Here is an 18,784-nt window from a genome sequence, read left to right as displayed (position 1 = left end):
CGGCGGGCTAATATGGTTCGTCGCGCAGGTGGACCCGGAATAGAAAACGAGACAGAATTACCGCGCCAATAAAAAAGATCCCGACGCCAAGCGCGACGTCTGCGATCGTCAATGAAAGTGCGCCGCGGCATGCCAGCATCGGGAATACGGATTCGGGAATCTGATCGAGCCCGAGTACCTGACTGCTAGGCGGAGAGTTTAGGCGGCGCTTCACGAAACTGGAGAACAAATCGCCCGCCATAGCCGCAACCGCCACGATTGCACCAATCGTCAGATCCAGACCAATAAGTGGGGCGCTTGCTGTCGTGACGAGGAAAGAAATCAAGATACCGCGGATGGTCTTCGATGGCCCAAACAACGGCCGCCCATCAAAAAATATGGTGCCGGCATCCAGCGGAAAGGAAAAACGTGAGCCAAAAATCTTCTTCGCAACGATCGGTGTGCCGTTCGCCAACGTCATTAAAACCAACAATTGCAGAATATGCACAAGTTGCATTTCTTCAACTTAGCTTATAGTTGCATCCGCCAGGGTCGGGCTGATTCTGGCCTCATGGGAATACGCTATATCTACCCGAAGGCCGATCAAGGGGGCTAGCTGGTGGACGAAGACATTCTGCGCAAACTCGAGATCCGTCTCGGGCCGCTCCACGCCCGGCAGCGATTGGGGATTGAGCGAGATCATGAAGCGCAGGTGTTTGGCCAGGGCCTCACATTCTTTCACCTTGAAAACTCATCCTGGGCCGAGTGGATCATTCGAAATGTTCTGCGGACAACGGGGCTTTATTGGCGTGCACGCCAGAATGCAGAACGCATTCTTGTCAGGCGGAATGACTTGAGGTTCGAGAAATTACCGCCCCTCTTTGAGGGCTTCACCATTCTCCACATTAGCGACCTTCACGTGGATATGAATGAAGTTGCCATGAACAGACTCATCGAGCTCGTTGGCAGCATGCAGTACGATGTGTGTGTCCTGACTGGCGATTATCGGGGTCGGACTTTTGGGCCCTTCCAGCCCGCGCTGGATGGTGTCGCGCGATTGGGAAATCATCTGAAACAGCCAATCTACGCCGTGCTCGGCAACCACGACACGATTCAGATGGTTCCGGGGCTCGAAGCCATGGGCATTCGCGTGCTGCTCAATGAATGCGAAACAATCGTTCGTAAGGACCAACGGATCTATCTGGCGGGGATCGATGATGCACATTTCTACAGAGTGGATAACATCGAAAAAGCCGCTCTCTCGATACCCCGCGGTCAATTCTCGATCTTGTTGTCTCACACACCGGAGGTTTATCGCCAGGCTGCCCATGCCAATTTTGATCTCATGCTGAGCGGACACACCCACGGCGGTCAGATTTGTCTCCCCGGATCCATTCCAATCAAGCTCGAGGCGGTGCTGCCAAGACGGATGGGGGCGGGGCCTTGGCAGTACGGCGATATGACCGGCTATACTTCCGTTGGTGCGGGCTCGAGCGTCGTTCCCGTGCGCCTCAATTGCCCGCCGGAAATAACCTTGCACCATTTACGTCGCACCTGACGCTCACCTAATACGGTTCATCACGTACATGAGCCTAAAACAAGAGTCGGGGAGAGAAGTAGCTCGCCGAAGCGAAAACACCCCAATACCCGAGGCAGCTTTCGGCAACCGAAATTTCCTTCTAAACCCGCCGATGGCACCGAGGACGGGAAGAATGGCAACGTGCTGTCTGGCACTTGTTTCGAAGTTTGCTTTCCATGCTGAAGACCCGTTTTGAAACGAAGCGATCCAACAGGTCATAGGTCGGTGTCAGGTTTCATCCTGTGAACGGACCACCAGTATGTGAGTGCCATGAGCGGGGGCACTGTCATTCAACTGCAATTTGTGCAGTGCATGAGTCTCTTCCTGGCAAGTGGACATCGGCCATTAGCCGACTCTTTCCATAAGATCTCATATCCGAACACGTCGGTAGGAGGCGAGAAAGCGGACGCGCTGTCGGTGCAGTTTGGCTGTCGGCTAGTGACACCCGAAGCGGTCATATTGAGGCGTGAGGCTCACAGCTTTCGTTGCCGTGCGTTCCAGTGCCTTTCAAGATTGACGATCAGCTGATCGCTAAGATGCAGGAAAGCCTGCTCGAAGGCGTAGGTCGTCAGATACTTGCGCAATGCTTCTAGCGGTTCGGTTTGCTGCCGGATGGCTTTCCGATTTGCGCCAGGGCTCACCATTCCCGATCCGACTGCGCGCCCGATGCACCGTGAGACAGCCAAGTCCATTTCGTCGGCCGCCACCACTTCGTTGGCAATCAGCCGACCCTCCGGTGTGTCAGCGTAGAACATCCGATCAAATAGCATTGCCTCGCGTGCCAGCCGCTCACCGACAAAACGCGGTAAGCGCATGTTCGCGGCACCGGGCAAGAACCCTTCCTTGCGCGCGGGCAAATTGAAGTAGGACCCCGCTTCGGCAATAACATAATCGACTACCAGCAGAAGCTGGCAGCCGCCGCCGATAGCGAACTTATCGACGGCCGCGATCCACAATTTCTCCCAGGTCCGTTCAGGCTCCTCGATCGGTATACCGAGGTGATCAGGTTCATCCTCGACTAGCACGCCGCGGTAAAGTTTGTTGTGCAATCCCATGCTTCTGAAAAGGAAAGACAGATAGCTCTGCTTTCCCTGGTAGATGCGCGTCAGGTTGATCCCCGATGAAAACACGCGCTGGCCTTGGTACTTCGGATGATTGACCGGGCTCCCCCGCAGCACGCCGATCTTGACGTCTGGATGCAGCAACGTCAGGTCGGTCGCGATCTCCAAGGGACCAACCACCGTATCGTCCTCGGAGTTGAGGTATCTTTCGTTGAATGGTCACATGGCCCGCTTCGCCTCGTACCTCGACACGAGCGGTGCCCAAATCGACGTGGCCAGTGGCGATAAACTCGGGCAGAAGCGCAAGCGATTCGGCTCGGGGACGCAACATCGAACGTATTAAGTGATGCCCCGTTTGCGCATCGGCCATGATTTGGCTAACGAACAGACCTTGGTGAATCTCGAGACCATCCTTGTCGGCCTGCATGCGCTCACTCTCGGTCGCCAGCTCAGCCTGAGAAGGCAGAATGTCGGGCCAGCGTGCAGCAGCCGCCCAAAGAAGCGCATCAACGCGAAGGGATTGTGTGCCTTCGCTTGTGAGTTCGCGATACGTCTGCACGGCATGACGACGGAAAAATCGCCACACAGCGTCGGCCGTCAGATGAACGATGGCCTCCCCAGCCTTTTTCTGCGTCTGCGTCCGCTGCGAGCGTAGCGGTAGTCGCGAGAGCAGCGCACGGCCGCTATTGATGGCAGCCCGCAATTCGGTGGCAGCGAGCGTCGCGATGCTGTGGTCGCGGGCGACCAAAAATGCTTCGCACTCGGTGCTCGGTAGCGCGGCGGAAAGAACCGGGTACTGCTGTTCGCGAGGAAACGAAAGCATTGGAGACCCTCAAGTGACGTCTGACGGTAGCGCGAAATGGCCCCCTCCAGCAATCTGACATTGTCGGTAAGGTGCCTAGATACTGTCGACGGGCGGTTGTCTGAAAACTCCCAGTGCAGGGCGCTGAGCATTTCACTCTTGGCCCTGATACCAAGGGCCGGTCCTGATACTGTCCGCTGAGCGGGGCTAACCGGAAGCAGCCGAGCGATCCGTAAACCGGCGCAATTGGACCCGGAACAGACATTCTGAACGTGTTGAAAGTCGCGCGCCTAGAGCTTCACTAACTCGGCGGGGTGCTGGCACCAGCGCTGACGATGGCAACAAGCCTGACGCACATCGCGAAGGCACGTCCCTACGGAATGCTGCTCTATAAAGGCTGCGCCAGGTTTCGATTTGGATTGAGCTTTCGTTCCGTTGGAACCATCGGCATCCTTCGAAGCCTACGCGAAACATTCTTCAACCCTGCAACTTAAGTGAATCGTGGGGCCTAAATCGAAAGGTCGCGATATGGAACCGACCAGTCGAGCATCGGACCACATCGACCGTCTCCAGTCGATTGGCGACGAGGCGGGTAACAGGTTGCAAGAGGACTTATTTCTCGAAGCCTCGCCTCTGCCGCCCTACCTCGAACGTCTAGTCAATGACTTGCGCAAGCAGGAGCGTCTTCAAATTGATGGCGTCGGCGCGCCCGCTGACCGTTTCCTTCACGCCCGGCCATGATGACGCCGGACGAATTTGCGCAACTAGCGGCCCATTACAGCAGAGCGGCCGAAGAGGCTTCTGACTCGCATTCTCGTTACCAGCTTCAGATGCTGGCGGACAGTTACATGACGCTGGCAAAAAGCACGCTGGTCTTGGACCGATCCGGCAAGGTCCTTGAGATACTGGAGCGATCCCGAAAGAAGTAAGGCCGCCTCAGCTGGCGGCCTCTTACTGCGAATGTCTCCTGTTGGCCCATCATCGCCCAGCGGAATGGTCGTTGGGGTGTCGGCTGTCGGGCGTGGAGCGGAAACTGATTGCAGCGGTCTGGACCGCCGATTTTGACCCAAGTCGGACAGACGACGACCGCGCTGATGCGACACCGCACTCGGCCTGAACGATCATCGCCCACACAGCCGCCCGATATCCTCAACGAGTTCTAACGGATCGAAAGGCTTCTGCCACAGTTTCACCCCCGCAAAGCGCTCCGGGATGATTTCGCCGCCGTATCCAGTATAGAAGACAAAGGGTACGCCCTGCCGGATCAGTTCGTCTGCGATGGGATAAGCCGCCCTATTGTGGAGATTGATGTCGATGATGGCGACGTCGAAGTGATCGCGTGCGGCTCGGCGGTACGCTGCATCAAAGTCACCAAAGGGTCCAATGATACTCGCGCCGTGGGATTTGAGCGCTACTTCCAGATCGTTCGCCAGAAAATACTCGTCCTCGACGATGAGAACACGGCAACCGTTTAGCTTGTTGTCGCAATCACTCATGGCACGCCCCCGTGGAAGAAGGACTGCCACAGTACAAAGGACGGGACTGCTCGATCGTTCCCCGACTAATTGAACTTTCCGCCCGGATCGCGTTACGGAGTTCGACGGAACCGTTTCGTTTCAACCGATTACGCGGAGGGGGAGCTGCCAGATTTGCCCATCATCGATTTGCCTGACCAAGCGCGCAACTTCCGAGCCCACTCCTCGGCAGCAGCTCCAGTCATAGACAACGGAGGGCGTGCCGAACAGCATTCTGCTGAAAAAGCCCTTTGCCCCGGCGCAATTGGTCACGGCCGTATCGCAGCTTCTCAATGCAGGCTCGCCGACCTAACAATCGAAAAGTACCTTATGGAGGCGCGAGGTCGCGCGCGAGCGCCCCTTAGCTCCCGGGTGGGTGAAACTAGCGAAGTTCGGTTTGGCTCAGATATGGTCTGCTGATCGGGCGGACCGGAAGTGACACGGCACCATTCAAACCGGCGCTTTTGACCCAGAGGCGACAAATCCCGATTGCGGCCAGCTCGTGTACAGCTCGCCATTTGTAGGTTAGGTTCCAAACTCGTCATGTGCCGCACGTAGCTGATCCGTCAGCAGGTCTGGAGCTGGTCATGCAGCCGATGAACGAGGTCCCATTCGAGACGACCCTGGCTGAATATGTCGAGGAAATGCTCGACTCCTGTACGCGATGCGGGAAATGCGTTGAGGCTTGTCCGAGTGTCGAGCCGGCCGGTATCTTGGGGACAAAGTCCGAAGACATCATCGGCGGCATCCTCGAACTCGTAAGTACCGGCAACGGTCCGGAAGCGTCGCGCAAATGGGCGCAGTCCTGCATGCAAAGCGGGGCATGCATCAAGGCGTGCGACTATGGCGTCAATCCGCGTTTCTTGCTTTCCATGGCGCGGCTAGGCATCGCCAAGTCGGACAATGAACTTGCCGCACGACGCCGGCAGGGCGTGGAGAGGTACCGCGACGGTAGTCACGGAGTGACCGTGCTTTCGCGCCTTCAGCTCGATACGGACGTGCTCGAACGACTGGGGCAAAAATCGGCATCGGTTTCCGCGCCCGTCGAGGCGCCGGACTTCGTGTTTTACACCGGCTGCAATGTGCTCAAGACCCCGCACATTGTCTTGCTTGCGCTCGATATCATGGATGCGCTCGGCATCAGTTACCAGGTGATGGGCGGACCGAGCCATTGTTGCGGCATCCTCCAACTCAAGTCTGGGGACGCAGAGATGGCCGGTCGTATGGGCTCGAGTACTATGGAAAAGCTGTCGCACTCCAACTCGGGGCAGGTGATCTCCTGGTGCCCGTCGTGCTACGTCCAGTACACGGAAACCATCCTGCCAACCGTGGAACGACAGCGTGGCTCCCGCCCGTTCGAGATGAGCCCGTTCATGCGCTTTCTCGGTGACCGGCTGGCGCAGCTAAAGCCGCACCTTCAGCGCAGGGTCGAAATGCGGGTCGCGCTCCACAAGCATCCCGGCGTGGCCGGCGTCGTGGAAGCCGCCGCTGAAATCCTGAAGATGGTCCCCGGTATCGAACTGGTCGATCTGAACCAGCCCGCGGTGGGCTTGCAGAGCGTGAATGTCGGCGTACTTCCAAAGCTCAAGCGCGAATTGCAGCTCATGGAACTTGAGGCGGCGCGCGATGCAGGCGTCGATGCCCTGGTTGCGGTATATCACTCCGATCATCGCGAACTGTGCGCGCACGAGCGCGACTGGCCATTCCGCATCATTAATATCCTCGAAGTGGTTGGCGAAAGCATGGGGCTGCATCGACACGATCGCTACAAGGAGCTCAAGATCATGCAGGACGCCGACCAGATTGTCGCTGACTGTCGCAACCTGATCGAAAAGCACTCGCTTGATCCCAGCAATGCGCGTGACGTGGTGATCAAGGTGCTGCTTGGCGACCAGCCGCTTCCCCTGAAGGCCGGCACGCTTCCGGTGCAGCGCGCGGGGCCTTTGGCGCCGTCATAAAAGCTTGATGTCGCCTATTGGCCCATCGCCGCGACATTTGCTGGAGTTGCACAAAGGCCGTCGAAGCGGACAGCGCCGACGACTTATGAGTACGCGCCCTTCTGTAATGGGCCCGATGATGTCAAGCCTCCCGAGTGAACGTCACGCCGCCGAGCTCATGCTTCTGTCCGTGGTCAACGCCTAGCCGCCACACCATTTGCTGTCAGAGGGAGCGGTGAGCCTATCTAGATGCGCGTGGTCCGTCAGATGACGGCCACTGGGCGTGTAACGGCTTCACCGGATCCACCGTCCCGGCGACGGGACTTCGGGCACCGGGCTCAGTTCAGCCCGGTTGCATTCCAACTCTTCTCCTCGTGTTCTATGCTGCGATCGGGCCCGCGTCAGTCCATCGGTAAGTTGTGCCGTCGACCCAGATTCGATGCAGGATCACTGCGAGCTTACGTGCCAAGGCGACTTTTGCGCGCTTCGAGCCTCGCCGCTTGGCGACGTCCATCCCCCAGCGCTTAAGTTTTGAGAATCGCGTGATGCGCGATAGCAGAACGTTGGCGGCCTCATACAACACTGTGCGCACCATCTCGTCTCCGGCCAGCGTGATTCCGCCCGTGATGTCCTTTTCTCCTGATTGGTATTTCTTTGGCGTGAGCCCGAACAGCGCGCCTGCCGCCTTCGATTTCGCGATGCGACGAGGGTCATCAATCGCCGATTTGTAGGTAATGGCCACCAAGGGACCAACGCCTGGCACTGTCATCAGCCGGCTACAGACCGCATCGTCACGCACAGTTGCCAGCACAGCTTTGTGTAGCCTTCCGTACTCCGCCTTCAAGGCAGATCGCGCCGAAAGCATCGCACCGGCAATGCGCTCTAATGTCGCCTGCCCAGCCACCAACTCTCGGATCCGCGCTTCGAAATTCCTCCGCGTCACCGGGCCAACCTTCAGCCCGAAGCCGCGCAAAATCCCTCGGATGCTCAATTCCACATCGATGAGTCGCCCAAGAAGCTGTTTGCGTGCGATCAGGAGTGCCCGGATCTCCTGCGCACCGACCGACTTTGCGTGTACCGGCTGGAACCAGCCCATCCGAATCAACTGGGCGATCCCGCGGGCATCCTTGCGATCCGTCTTGACCGTCATCGCCGATAATGCGGCCTTTACGTGCCGCGTTTCCAGTAGAACCGTTTCGAATCCTGCTTCTCTCAGCCCCGCATGCAGCCATTGAGACAGCGGCCCAGCCTCCAGCCCGATCTGCTTCACTGCAAAGCCGAGCGTCTCAAAAAACTCAACTAAGGCGTCGGGTTCGCTTGCGACCTTCGCCTCCCTCAGGACCTTACCCTGGGCATCCACAACACACACGCTCGACAGTTCCAATGACACGTCGATTCCGGCATAGTTCTCCATGGCTGTCCTCCGTCTCTAGATGCTTGGGGCCGACTCAAGTCGTGACCCCGTTTCATCATCTATCGGGGGACAGCCACCATCATGACCCCTTGCTCGGAGCAGGGCCCATTACGGCATCTAATTGTTGCTAAGTCTGGGCCAATGGAGCAGGTGATGCCAAATAACGATGAGATCGAGACGAGATCGCAAGGCTCGGTGCCGCACGGCTATATACTTGGCGCCGGACAGGGTGAGCGCCTCATCCACTATCGTGATGGCGGCACCATCTTCATCAAGGTCGACCCCCTAAGCGGGTCCAATAATTTCGGCTTGGGCACACAGCAGCTACCCAAGGGCTCGGGCATTCCGGTTCACCGGCACCTCGGACAGGATGAAGCGTTCTATGTTCTGGAAGGCGCTGGCATAGTCACACTCAACGATGCGCCTCACCCCTGCGAAAGAGGTGGAACAATCTTCATACCTAAGAACACGTGGCATGGCTTCAGTAGTCCAGACCAAGAAATGGTTCTGCTGTGGATCATGGTGCCGCCCGGCCTCGATGGCTTCTCTTTCGCGAAACCTGCAGCCGACCCGGTGAACCGCGAAAGCAATTCACGCGGGAGCAGATCAACGCGATTGCTCTCAAATATGGGCAAGAATTCAGGTAGGCAGGCTCAAACATTGTGCCGAAAAACTAAGACACCTGAATCCAAACTGGCCGGAGCGGACAAGACTGAGTTGACACCCCGATGTCCGTTTGTAGCCCCGGAGCTGACCTTTGCCTGTGTGCGGACGGGGTCTGCTTTCGAAGGTAGAGCGAATAGTACTCAGCTGACAACGTCGGCCAATGGCCGGCTTATGCCATAACAACTGATAGGCGCGAAGCTATGGGTGTGCCTTCTAGGCAACGTGTCTCTCGCCAGATCGGCAGGGCGCCCACACGGTGGTTCCTTGATAGATCACCTCGGCCAAAATCGGCCTGTGTCCTATGTGTTGGAGAATGTTTCCGGGCACGATCGCGATGAAGCTGCCAGATGCATCGTAATGACCTTGCACTATCAACTCGGTGTCCGGCCGCGATGCAACCCAGAGTACGACGTTAACTACGCCAGACGTCACGACCTGCTCAGTGCTGTTGTGGCGCCCGCGAACATGTCCTCGGAACGCCTCGCCAGTTAGGGCCATGTCTGCGATCCAAGTCTTGTGGCCGGTGCGCAAGTGAAGGCCAGCACCCCACACTAATTCCTTTGAAGAGCAGTGGTTTGGGTTTTCGCGCGCGACGAAAGAATTGAATGAGACTTTGTTCGGTGCTTCCATGCCGCGGCCGTAAATGCGCTCGAACTCGGACCCCTTCTGAGCATCGCCAGCTAGCGATTCGTAGCCGATCGGCATCGCGCGGCTTGCACCCGCTGGCAAACTTACCCAGGCGTTGCCGATATAGAGACGAAAAAGGTCGTTGTTCTGCTCCGCCAGAGTCAGATAAGTCGCGCGGCTCGGCAGCGCGTTTGTTATACTAATTCCGGTCCAGCGTCGCTCCGACGGAGAGCTTTCGCTGACGGTTGTAGTATCGAAGTTCGATTGTGCCCAATTATTGAAAACGACGATCTCGTTATTACTGGGGTCGCTCGGGTCAACGTAAGCGTCAACGCTCGCTCGTACACAAAAGTGCTCCACTCCAACACCATCGATCTTTAGATCTGCGGGAACATCCCAGTCCTGGGTGAAGGTCACAGTGCTGAGCCCGGGAATATCCTGCCGCGCGGGATCCGGCAGCTCGTTCCAGGTGCCCGGGCTAGTCGTAAATGGCAGCCAGGACAAGCCTAACCGGACATTCTTCGCCGCGAGCGAGCCGGCGTTATTCACCCGCACAATGATCTGATGCCGCCGTCCTTTGACAAGCTTGTTTTGGCCGCCAGGCCCTTGAAGATCGATGTCAGGGCTCTTCCAGTCGCCGCGACCTGGTGCTGGTCTGATCTGCAACTCAGGCCTATGCGCGGCGATATATTCGACATTGACACGCGCAGCGTTGGGATCCGCTGGATCAATTTGATCGAGCACCAAACGGAAGTCATGCTGCCGCGCCGGATTGGTCACGTCTGTCTCTTCGTAGTCTTCTCCACTTGCTTTGAGAATGGGTCCGTTGCCGTCGGCGTCCACGCCTAGACGCAGGATCACCGGTCGCGCGGGTTTCGCGGCGCCGTCCGCTCGCACATCCGTCCCCAGCACAATCTGCGCAGCCCCCGCCGTGGTGTTGAGCTGTTGATCCGTCATCTCGCCGCCCTGTGTCCGGCGGTACTCGAAATAGTAATTCCAACCGTCTGCCACGCGGACCTCGATGGCAGCCTTGCGCCCTGCAGGCGGCCCGCCGCGTGCTAGCGCTTCCACCGCGTGCAACGTCACAGCACGGCCGCTGGGGTTCTTGCCGAAATCGAAGGTTTCAATCCACGATGGATCTATCCAACCGAGCCGCATCTTGTTAGCGATCGACGCCTGCGGCAACGTGAATTCGGACCCCATGAAGTCCAATTCTCCAATAGCGCGTGCGTCTATCTCGGCAGGGAAATCGCCACGTTGATATAGGTCCTCGAGCCCGAGAGTATGGCCAAGTTCATGGCAAAGCACCGTCGTAGAAGGCAGCGCTTTATCGGCTGGACTTGCCGATGGCATGACATCGTTGATTAAGACGATTGGCTTGTTTTCGAACGTGGTCGAGAATTGCGACTTCCAGAAGAAAGTGGCACCACTGGCCTGTGGCCAAGCGAATGTCGCCGGCAAGGTGATTGGCCCGACGTCAATTGGCCCCTTCGAAGCCGTCTTTACGATAAACACCACCGCATCCGTCCGCGGTAGGAGGCTTGGCCCTTCGCCGTTATCGGCCAGGAAGCTACACAAGGCTGTTGCGCAGGCTTGCCAGGTTGTGGCCTTCGGATTCCAGCCGCCCCAGTCATCACCCGACGAATTTGGTTCGAACGCATCGCCCCAACTCAGATCGAGATGCACTGGGCCAATCGCGCCGTTAGTGGCTTCCGAGATGGTGGTGCCGCGCGGCCGTAGTGGACCCGCCGTATCGAATAGCGACATCTCCTCATAGAACTGCTTTACACACTGTCCTGGGCCTAACAGGTGGGAGGTCCACAGCGCCTGCAACGCGGGAGCGTCCGCATCGCTAAAGCGACTCTCCTTCAGGTCAATTAATACGAATAAGACATTCCAGGACTCAGGTGCGGCAAGTACGTTTATATTCTGCGGACCGATGGGGCCGCCGCCCCAAGAGCCGCGGGTGAAAATTCGCTGTTTTCCCGTAACCGCTATCGGCGGGCCGATCTCGTCGTCCGGCCAGTGAGCGGTAACACGAAAACGAGCCCGCCCTAGCGTGCTGGCATTTGCGACAAGCCTCGCGGTGAGATGATATTCACCTGGGCGCGGGCCAGCTCCCAAAACGATGCGTGCAGCGCCGTTGTCAGCATCCGGCTCGATCCCAGCCGAGACAAAACCCGCGTCTGGCCCCTCATCGATCACGAACTCGACATCAGTCTTTGCCAATCCATGACTAAGTAGGTCGACCTCAATTCGGGCGTAGCCGTTTACAAATAGGGGAGCGGCCGACATCGAGATTTGTAGCGTTCCAGGATCCAGACCCCACTCGATTGCCTCGACGTGATCAGCGGTGACAGCCAACACGAGAGAATGCCAGTGAGCCAGGGCGAGTGCCGCGCGCGGTAGCGATTGGCTCCCAATAGTTGTGCCGGTGCTTATGTCTAGAAGCGTGAGCTGGCCGAAGCCGTGAGACGTCAACACCGCAGGCGAGCCGCTCAGGGGGGCTGCCAGGATGGCAGAAGTATCATCCGGCACGTCTATAGGACCACTTGTCTCAAGATCTTCCATGCTTACTGCGATGATGCTTCGATTCGGCGCACCATCCTGCAACACAACTGATTTGTTGGAAGCCGCATCGAAACACAGAGCGAGCGGCTGACTGAAACTGTCCATCAAGATCTCAAGGGCGCCACTCTGCTTGTCCAAAGTCAACAGTTCGCCGCCCGTGGTAAGTATTGTCAGGTCCGTTGAGTGGGTGGACGGCGCTGCGCCAACAATCGCTCGGCGCAAGTCCGCTTTTTGGACTGCTGAGGCTCGACTTGCGTTCGCCCGAGCCGCCTCCCACACGAGCCCTGCCGCTTCGACCACGGTCAGCCCGAGACCGTTAGCGTCCAACACCAACCCGACCGGCGATTGATAGCCGATGCCAGCCAGAACTTCGCGACCATCCATGAGCCGAAGTGCCCGTATCTCACCAGCACCTGTAGCAAACCAAACTGTGTTATTCGGCTCGTCAAAGGCAAAACAACCAGCCGCAATCTGTTCACTGATAGGAAAAGACCATCCAATCATCGGATGTCTCCATCGCAAGAGTGGGCAGATAGAATCGCGATTGCAAGGAGCGGTGCGCGTTCCGCGAAATCAGGTGACGTAAGAGAACTGCGATAGTTCGGTACGTAAGCTTAACCCAAACGCACGCAATGCCAGTGTGAAATGGCTCACCTCAGACGAAGAAAAGAGAGAACAAAAAGCATGCGACTGGCGAAGCGTGACCAGAATTCCATAACGTCGGATATGCGCAGCACTTGGTAAAGACAAATTGCTACAACTTTTGAGCTACGAGGCCGGCATAGAGGGGTTGAACAGAAAAAGAGAAATGTCACCGTCGGGCTTTAAGCCGGAAGCGCCGTAAAATCTGGTGCGGAGAGTCCAATTGGCGGTGGCATTCTGGCTCGCGGTAAGAACGGCAAAGCCATCGCCCGGAAAGAACTGCGCCTTTGCCTCGCATCGATACTGCTGCGCTTGCCCACTCGGCAATGGAAAAGAAAAGTCAAAACGGTCGTTCGTGATGAAATCATCCGGAACGCTATTCGCGAACGTGTAAGGCGCAAAGAGACTAGAGCTGTGAATGGAGTGGAAGCCGCACTGCTTGCCTGTGTCGAGACAGGTCACGCGCGCCGTGACGAGGCTGCTGATGTGCTCATCACCTGACAAGAATACCAAACCTTCAACCTCGTGATCGCAAATAAATCTAAGCAGTGAATGAAGCGAGTGCGGATAGCCGTCCCAAGCATCTGATTGCAAGGCACTGGCGGGCTGCTTCATGACCAAACGTCGCGGCAACAATGCGGATGCTGTCATGACAAACTTAGGACGGTTTTTGCGCTTGGGAGCAACTAACCAGCTACACAGCGCTCCAAATTGTCTTGACCCCATAATTCTTTGCGTCCGCCAGGCAACAGCAGTTCGCGCCTCGCGCTCAGTTCGGGCGTCAGCAAGAAAGAACGGTATTCCCCGATGATACAGTTTGTGCCAGACATGGGGCTGGGGTTTCGGGGCCCCGCGTTCGTATAAGAAGTAGGCGGACAGTCCACGTTCAAGCACACTTTGACCAGTACGAGTTGCTTCGAGGTCCGGATCGTTCGGAGCCCAGTTATCGTTGATCTCGTGGTCATCAAGCATCATCTGCACTTCGAGGTCCATGCGCTGCATGACAGCTTTTGAGCCACGGCCTTCGCCGCGACGCTCGTGCGGAATGCGGAACCGCTCATCAAGTACTTTTGGATCGAACAGCCCTGCTGTGGCATCGACATAGATCTGATCTCCAGCAAGCAGTAGCAGGCTGGGAGAATCAGGTTTTCCCAGCATATCGCTGAGGGTCAACAGCGATGCGTCGGCTGGACCTCGCGGGAACTGCTCGGCAGCCGGCATGCGGTTTAAAATATCGCTTGGATAAAGACAGCTAGCGACAGCGAACGTCACGTCCCCTTGGGATAGTTTATCCGTGATCGCGCCACGCAACAGGCCGCCCCGCAAGTCTCCGATGGTGTCGCAGACGAGAGCTTCTGCTACCGCTCGAGCAATGGGAAAGTTTGAGGAGTTTACCTCGTGCGCCTTCATCAGACCCGGCCCGCGGGCGCTGCCCCCTATCCCTTCTGCCTGCTCATAGAGCAGCAGGATCAGGACTTCGTGGGCATGGTGGGGCCATTTCGCTTTCGGCACTTCAAAAAAGCGTGGCACTCCGATCTGTTGCCGCGGTTTGGTGATCGGTTCGAGCATGCAAGCGCCTGCCTGCAGGAGACTTGCGTCGTTCTCAGGTATCCCGACTTGTCCATCGGGTTGCAGAATGCGGAAATGCTCACCGACTTGCCGCACCGGGAGGACAAGAGCCTTGAGAGGAGATCCGCGGCCAGCGCCGTCGCATGCCTGTATTCGGATCATGCCGGCTTTCTCAAGGATCTGCGTTCTAACGCCATACGCCGGCGCAAACGCTCGGTAGGCCCTTGGAATGGGGAGCGTTGCCAGTGTTGGGGCGTCTGCGTCACGAGCGGGTGTCTGATCGGGGACCGCCAGATACTTCGCTATCACCCGGGATACGGTCTGTGCGTGCTTCCCAATGAGGCAGTCTTGATGGCCATGTCCGCTTATTCGCCACGTCAAGTATGAAGGGTTTCCCGCCGCCAGGCATTGGCTGCTTTGGTCAATCAAGCGCTCGATTTGCTCCGCCGTTTGCGACGTGGTGGTCTGGCAGCCGTTCGCGGCCTGTTCTGTGAAGTCACCCAACGCCAGTCCAAAACATTTCGAAAGCCACGAAGCAACAGAATGGGAGAGCATCCCAAAAGAGTTCAACAGGCGTTTGTTGTCGGACGCTGGATCGACTCTGAACGCTTCATTGAGATAGAGTACGCCAGCCTCCCCAAGAAGGTTTCGCATCATACTCAGCGTCGCTACATCGACCAAACCGTTTTCCTCTCCATGAATCGACATCAGCGGGAAATCGAATCGCTCGGAGATGCGGCTAGGCGTCACGTAATGATTCACTCCCCGGCGATCAGTGACGGTGTTGAAAGTCGCAAAATGAATGACCTGAGAGACAGTCTCAAGACTGATCGGACCGAAGAAATCATCCAGTTTTGCAAGCACACGTTTTGAGATGTTTCTCAGCGAAAAGGTTCGACCGTACAGGGCGTCCATTCGGTGCCGGGTCCCGGCCCACGGAGTAGCGCGAGGTAGCCAGAATGGATTCTCACGTCTGAATTCGTGTCGAGGGAGGGACATGGCAGCCAATGCCCGATCGAGAAGCTGTCCACCAAGCGAAGCTGTCTCCTGAGGACTGAAGGCGTAGGTATCTGATGATACGAGTCGCCTAGCATACCGCATGATATAGGCTGCAAGGACGTTGGTTCGGCTCAGTATCATTACGGGTCCGACCTGGGACAAAACCACCCGACCGATCCTTTGGTGTAAGCGCCTTTGCCGCTGCCCATCCCCAAGCACAGCCATGCTGAACATGGCTGCTCCCATACAGTGAGCAACCACATCGACTTTGACGTCGCCCGAGGGCTGGCTCCCCTGTGCAGCAGCGATGTGTTCGATGGCGATAGGGATGTCGTGATCCGCCATGACCTCAAACGGCCAGTCGCCCGTGACAGATGGGAGCCCAGCGCTACAGCGCATGTCCAACACCCATACATCACGACCTGCATCGTACAGAGTTTGGGCTAAGTTACCCGGCACGTCGGGATGAGCGAATGTCGTGCCGCTGGCGCTGTATCCATGGATGAGGAGAACTGGTCTTGTGATCTCGACGTTGGCGGCGCGTCGTAGCGAGCCATTGTAGCGGGTCAGCCGTATGCGCGCGGGGGGCGAAGCTAAGCCATCTACCGTTAGCCAATCCACCTCGGGTGGAGGCAGATCGGGCAGTCGTCCAGGCAGGCGTTCGGGCACCCGATCCGGTGGAGGGTCTGGTCGGCGAAAGCTCAGGGCATGGCTTTGCATCGAGACGCGAAACAGATAAAGCACGAAGGATAGCAAATCGATCAGCGACGACACGCCATCTTGCTGTTGCACCACACGCAACAAGGGAATCTGTTGGCTCGCAAGATATCGCTTATTCAGTCGCAAGGTAGGCCGCTTGCCAAATATCGGCCTGCATAATTTGGGAAACACCTCGATCGACATCTCCAGCAACTGCGTGAAAGGACTAGATGCTCGAGCATAGGTTAGCCGCTTGACTGCACGAATACGGCTTCCACTCAACGCACTAACGTCAAACTCAGAAGAGTGAATTACCTTGCCAACCGTCAAATCGTATTCAATAAGGCGGACGATTCCCGCGCGTGAGCACAAGGACAGCAATCCGGCGATAAAGTCTTTGGCCCGCCTATAGAAGGACGGCATAGGCCTAGGTCGATCTAGCTCAGGTCGTAAATGAAGATGCTCTTGAATGCGCTGCACTCCCCAGTGGACCCCATCTCGCAGTCCCCGATTAACGAACCAGGCATACACAGCTCGCGCAGTAGAAAGATAAGGAATCGAGCGTTCAGTCGAAAACAAGCGCAGCTCGCCAGAGACCTCCGCCTCTAGCGCGACATCTCTAGGGTCGGCTTTATCAGACACCGGATCGTAGTTTTTGTCCGGCTTGAGTATCTGAAGCCTTGCTTTGCTGGAGTTAATCTGAAACCCGCGTAGCTTGTTCGGGCGATATGCTGTCAAATCAGAGATCGCCGCTGGCTCGCTCGTGAGCGTTAGTTGTACTTGGCTGTCCAAACGACGCCCGTCACGCGTCTTAAGTCTTAAGCGCCCTCGTACTTGTTCCGTGAGCTCAATAAGCGTCGATTTCGGATTGGTGATGTTCGAAGGGAGGGCATACATCGGCCTCTCCGTTGGAGGCATCGTGGGCTCGTTCGTAATCCTTAGCCGACCACCAGTTAAGCGCCACTCCGCTTTGAGCTGCGTAATGGCACGAAGAGAGAGAACCGAGATTGTAAGTGCGGGATTGATCCCCAGAGATGTAGGGATAATTGAGCCATCTAGAACGACCAAGCCGGGATGCACAGAAGTCGCGCCTGAACCACCCGCGTCGAAGACGCGCCCGCAATGGTCAGTGACCCCCTGGCGGACGTCATTGCCCATCGCGCACCCCCCGAGGGATGCACGGTAACGAGCGGTCCTCGCTGTCTGCCGAACAGACGCTCCAGCTCCTCTGCGAAGGGTCGCCAGAGGAGATTATTAACTACTCGCCCGCCGATCCTTGACTTCGCCATCAATTCTTTGAGCCGCCGATGATGTTCATCGAAGCGGCGGTCCATTCGAAGCGCTGGCCAGTGCACCGTGAGCAGCCCGTCTGCATCGTCGCACAAAGCTTTGTCGCCAAGCGTGAGCTCACCGTCCGCATCATCACGAGCAATCATCGCGAGCACGAGGGAGTGTTTCACTGCATCACGATTGACGGCTGCATCATCATGCTTTGGACAATCACGCTCGTACCGTCTCCACGGCCTTTGGCCTAGTTGATTAAGGACATCGAAGGATGTGATGGCTTCCTCGAATAGGCGCCGCAGGGGGCCAGGGACCGCCAAATCTTGAATCACCAGATCGGATTCGGGGTTTCCAGTCCTCAGATCAATCATCGCCGTGATCGTCGGTCCGATCGCCCGGGGTCCAGATCCCTTCTGCGCTGCGGCTGCCGGAGGCTCCGTTTCGTCGGCTACGGCATTGACAACTTCATCCAAGCCGTAGGCGGTGACGAGCATATCTCCATTTGCCGAAAACTTGCGGCCCAGTTGAGCCGAGAACCGAAGCGCACCCTGCGAGCGCAGCAATATTTCGGTCGATCCCAAGGTACCTGCCGACAGAATCAAACGCTTCGTACGAACTTGGAAAGGTGTCGATTGTCGGTCACGGAGGTGGTTATCGGTGTGATTGACATGGACAACCCATCCGGCGTCGGTGCATGGAGCAAAACGAAGGACGGTGGCTCCCGTCACGAGGCGGGCACCGCTCTGGTTAGCCAAGAACAGCAAATTTAGATCTAGGGAGTTCTTTGCGCCGTGGTTGCAACCGGTTGCACAATCTCCGCACATCGCGCATTCATTAAGCAACACTCCTGCGCTGTTTGGTCCGCTGGACGTGGAAACCGTTATTGGCAGCAACGTTGTCGTCGCAAGCCTGTTGAGCTGACCAGTTTTTTTAAGAAGCCCGACATGCGCCGCGGGAAGGGGGCGTGCTCCTACAGAGTGACGGAGTAGGCCCGCCAGCTCGAAAAGCGTCTCGTCGACACGAATAGCATGAGGCCAGCGCCCTTCACGGAACACCTCATTTCTCGGCATCTCCATAACGCCAGCATTAATAAGTGAGCCGCCGCCAAGTCCCGAGGCAACAACCGTAACGGCATCTTCGCTCGAGCGGACGTCATAGAGGCCGTCATGAGCTCCCATTTGACGTCTTGCATCGGGGGTCATGAACCGGACATGACCCGCTAAATCGGCCTGGCGAGACGGAAATGCGCCAGATAAGTATTCTTGTCCGCGCTCGAGAATGCATAAACGTAGCGGTTGGCCCGTCTCGTCGGTACAGGCGCTCAGCTCTGCAGCAGCAATTGCCCCGCCATACCCGCTCCCCACAATTACAACATCAAAGTCATACTCACCGTCTCGTTGTAACGTTGCGTTCGCTATCCGCGGATACTGACCTGCCACTG

The 18,784-nt window shown here is 57.2% G+C and carries 11 protein-coding genes and 1 pseudogene; 5 read left to right on the top strand and 7 right to left on the bottom strand.

Annotated elements, in window-relative coordinates:
* Positions 1-7 precede the first annotated feature (7 nt).
* Positions 8-496: a CDP-archaeol synthase gene (locus XH85_RS40800; RefSeq protein ID WP_091897198.1), complete on the bottom strand. Its 489-nt coding sequence runs from the start codon at positions 494-496 to the stop codon at positions 8-10.
* 102 nt (positions 497-598) lie between these two features.
* On the opposite strand from XH85_RS40800, the gene XH85_RS40795 reads away from it, so the two are divergent.
* Positions 599-1,537, top strand: coding sequence for a metallophosphoesterase (locus XH85_RS40795; RefSeq protein WP_128936417.1), 939 nt, complete (start codon positions 599-601; stop codon positions 1,535-1,537).
* A gap of 494 nt (positions 1,538-2,031) precedes the next feature.
* Here the strand turns inward: XH85_RS40795 and XH85_RS40790 are convergent, their stop codons facing one another.
* Positions 2,032-2,787: an enoyl-CoA hydratase/isomerase family protein gene (locus tag XH85_RS40790; RefSeq protein WP_128936416.1), complete on the bottom strand. Its 756-nt coding sequence runs from the start codon at positions 2,785-2,787 to the stop codon at positions 2,032-2,034.
* A 187-nt stretch (positions 2,788-2,974) separates the two neighbouring features.
* Here XH85_RS40790 and XH85_RS40785 point away from each other — a divergent pair, with 187 nt between their 5' ends.
* Complete coding sequence (locus tag XH85_RS40785; protein WP_128936415.1) at positions 2,975-3,274, top strand: hypothetical protein; 300 nt, start codon at positions 2,975-2,977, stop codon at positions 3,272-3,274.
* A gap of 1,268 nt (positions 3,275-4,542) precedes the next feature.
* On the opposite strand, the gene XH85_RS40775 is transcribed toward XH85_RS40785, so the two are convergent.
* Complete coding sequence (locus tag XH85_RS40775; RefSeq protein WP_128936413.1) at positions 4,543-4,917, bottom strand: response regulator; 375 nt, start codon at positions 4,915-4,917, stop codon at positions 4,543-4,545.
* 229 nt (positions 4,918-5,146) lie between these two features.
* Between XH85_RS40775 and XH85_RS47190 the strand changes: the two are divergent.
* Both XH85_RS47190 and XH85_RS40765 read left to right on the top strand, forming a co-directional pair.
* Positions 5,147-5,248, top strand: a pseudogene (locus XH85_RS47190) (response regulator); the annotation flags it as partial.
* 274 nt (positions 5,249-5,522) lie between these two features.
* Complete coding sequence (locus XH85_RS40765) at positions 5,523-6,893, top strand: heterodisulfide reductase-related iron-sulfur binding cluster (protein WP_128936412.1); 1,371 nt, start codon at positions 5,523-5,525, stop codon at positions 6,891-6,893.
* A gap of 358 nt (positions 6,894-7,251) precedes the next feature.
* Here the strand turns inward: XH85_RS40765 and XH85_RS40760 are convergent, their stop codons facing one another.
* Positions 7,252-8,286 carry an IS110 family RNA-guided transposase gene (locus XH85_RS40760; protein WP_128936411.1) on the bottom strand — a complete coding sequence of 345 codons (1,035 nt, stop codon included), beginning with the start codon at positions 8,284-8,286 and terminating at the stop codon, positions 7,252-7,254.
* Positions 8,287-8,439: 153 nt separating this feature from the next.
* Here XH85_RS40760 and XH85_RS40755 point away from each other — a divergent pair, with 153 nt between their 5' ends.
* Entirely contained in the window at positions 8,440-9,132 is a 693-nt protein-coding gene (locus XH85_RS40755; RefSeq protein ID WP_206734903.1) for a cupin domain-containing protein, read from the top strand.
* Between the two features lie 33 nt (positions 9,133-9,165).
* Here the strand turns inward: XH85_RS40755 and XH85_RS40750 are convergent, their stop codons facing one another.
* From XH85_RS40750 to XH85_RS40740, 3 genes are all read right to left on the bottom strand, one after another.
* On the bottom strand, positions 9,166-12,654 hold the full coding sequence (locus XH85_RS40750; protein WP_128936410.1) for a metallopeptidase domain-containing protein: 3,489 nt from the start codon (positions 12,652-12,654) through the stop codon (positions 9,166-9,168).
* 264 nt (positions 12,655-12,918) lie between these two features.
* Entirely contained in the window at positions 12,919-17,217 is a 4,299-nt protein-coding gene (locus XH85_RS40745) for an alpha/beta fold hydrolase (RefSeq protein ID WP_128936409.1), read from the bottom strand.
* On the bottom strand, positions 17,115-18,782 hold the full coding sequence (locus XH85_RS40740) for a GMC family oxidoreductase N-terminal domain-containing protein (protein WP_128936408.1): 1,668 nt from the start codon (positions 18,780-18,782) through the stop codon (positions 17,115-17,117). The genes XH85_RS40745 and XH85_RS40740 overlap by 103 nt, the downstream gene beginning before the upstream one ends.
* Between the last annotated feature and the right edge of the window lie 2 nt (positions 18,783-18,784).

Source organism: Bradyrhizobium zhanjiangense (assembly GCF_004114935.1).
Taxonomy (GTDB): Bacteria; Pseudomonadota; Alphaproteobacteria; order Rhizobiales; family Xanthobacteraceae; genus Bradyrhizobium; species Bradyrhizobium zhanjiangense.
The sequence above is the reverse complement of the archived record's forward strand: the minus strand, read 5'-3'. Positions and strand labels throughout refer to the sequence as shown.

Bases quoted from the DNA above. Each gene is read 5' to 3' on its own strand.
- XH85_RS40800 (WP_091897198.1), bottom strand. From the start codon at position 496: ATGCAACTTGTGCATATTCTGCAATTGTTGGTTTTAATGACGTTGGCG.
- XH85_RS40775 (WP_128936413.1), bottom strand. From the start codon at position 4,917: ATGAGTGATTGCGACAACAAGCTAAACGGTTGCCGTGTTCTCATCGTC.
- XH85_RS40765 (WP_128936412.1), top strand. From the start codon at position 5,523: ATGCAGCCGATGAACGAGGTCCCATTCGAGACGACCCTGGCTGAATAT.
- XH85_RS40760 (WP_128936411.1), bottom strand. From the start codon at position 8,286: ATGGAGAACTATGCCGGAATCGACGTGTCATTGGAACTGTCGAGCGTG.
- XH85_RS40755 (WP_206734903.1), top strand. From the start codon at position 8,440: ATGCCAAATAACGATGAGATCGAGACGAGATCGCAAGGCTCGGTGCCG.
- XH85_RS40750 (WP_128936410.1), bottom strand. From the start codon at position 12,654: ATGATTGGATGGTCTTTTCCTATCAGTGAACAGATTGCGGCTGGTTGT.
- XH85_RS40745 (WP_128936409.1), bottom strand. From the start codon at position 17,217: ATGGGCAATGACGTCCGCCAGGGGGTCACTGACCATTGCGGGCGCGTC.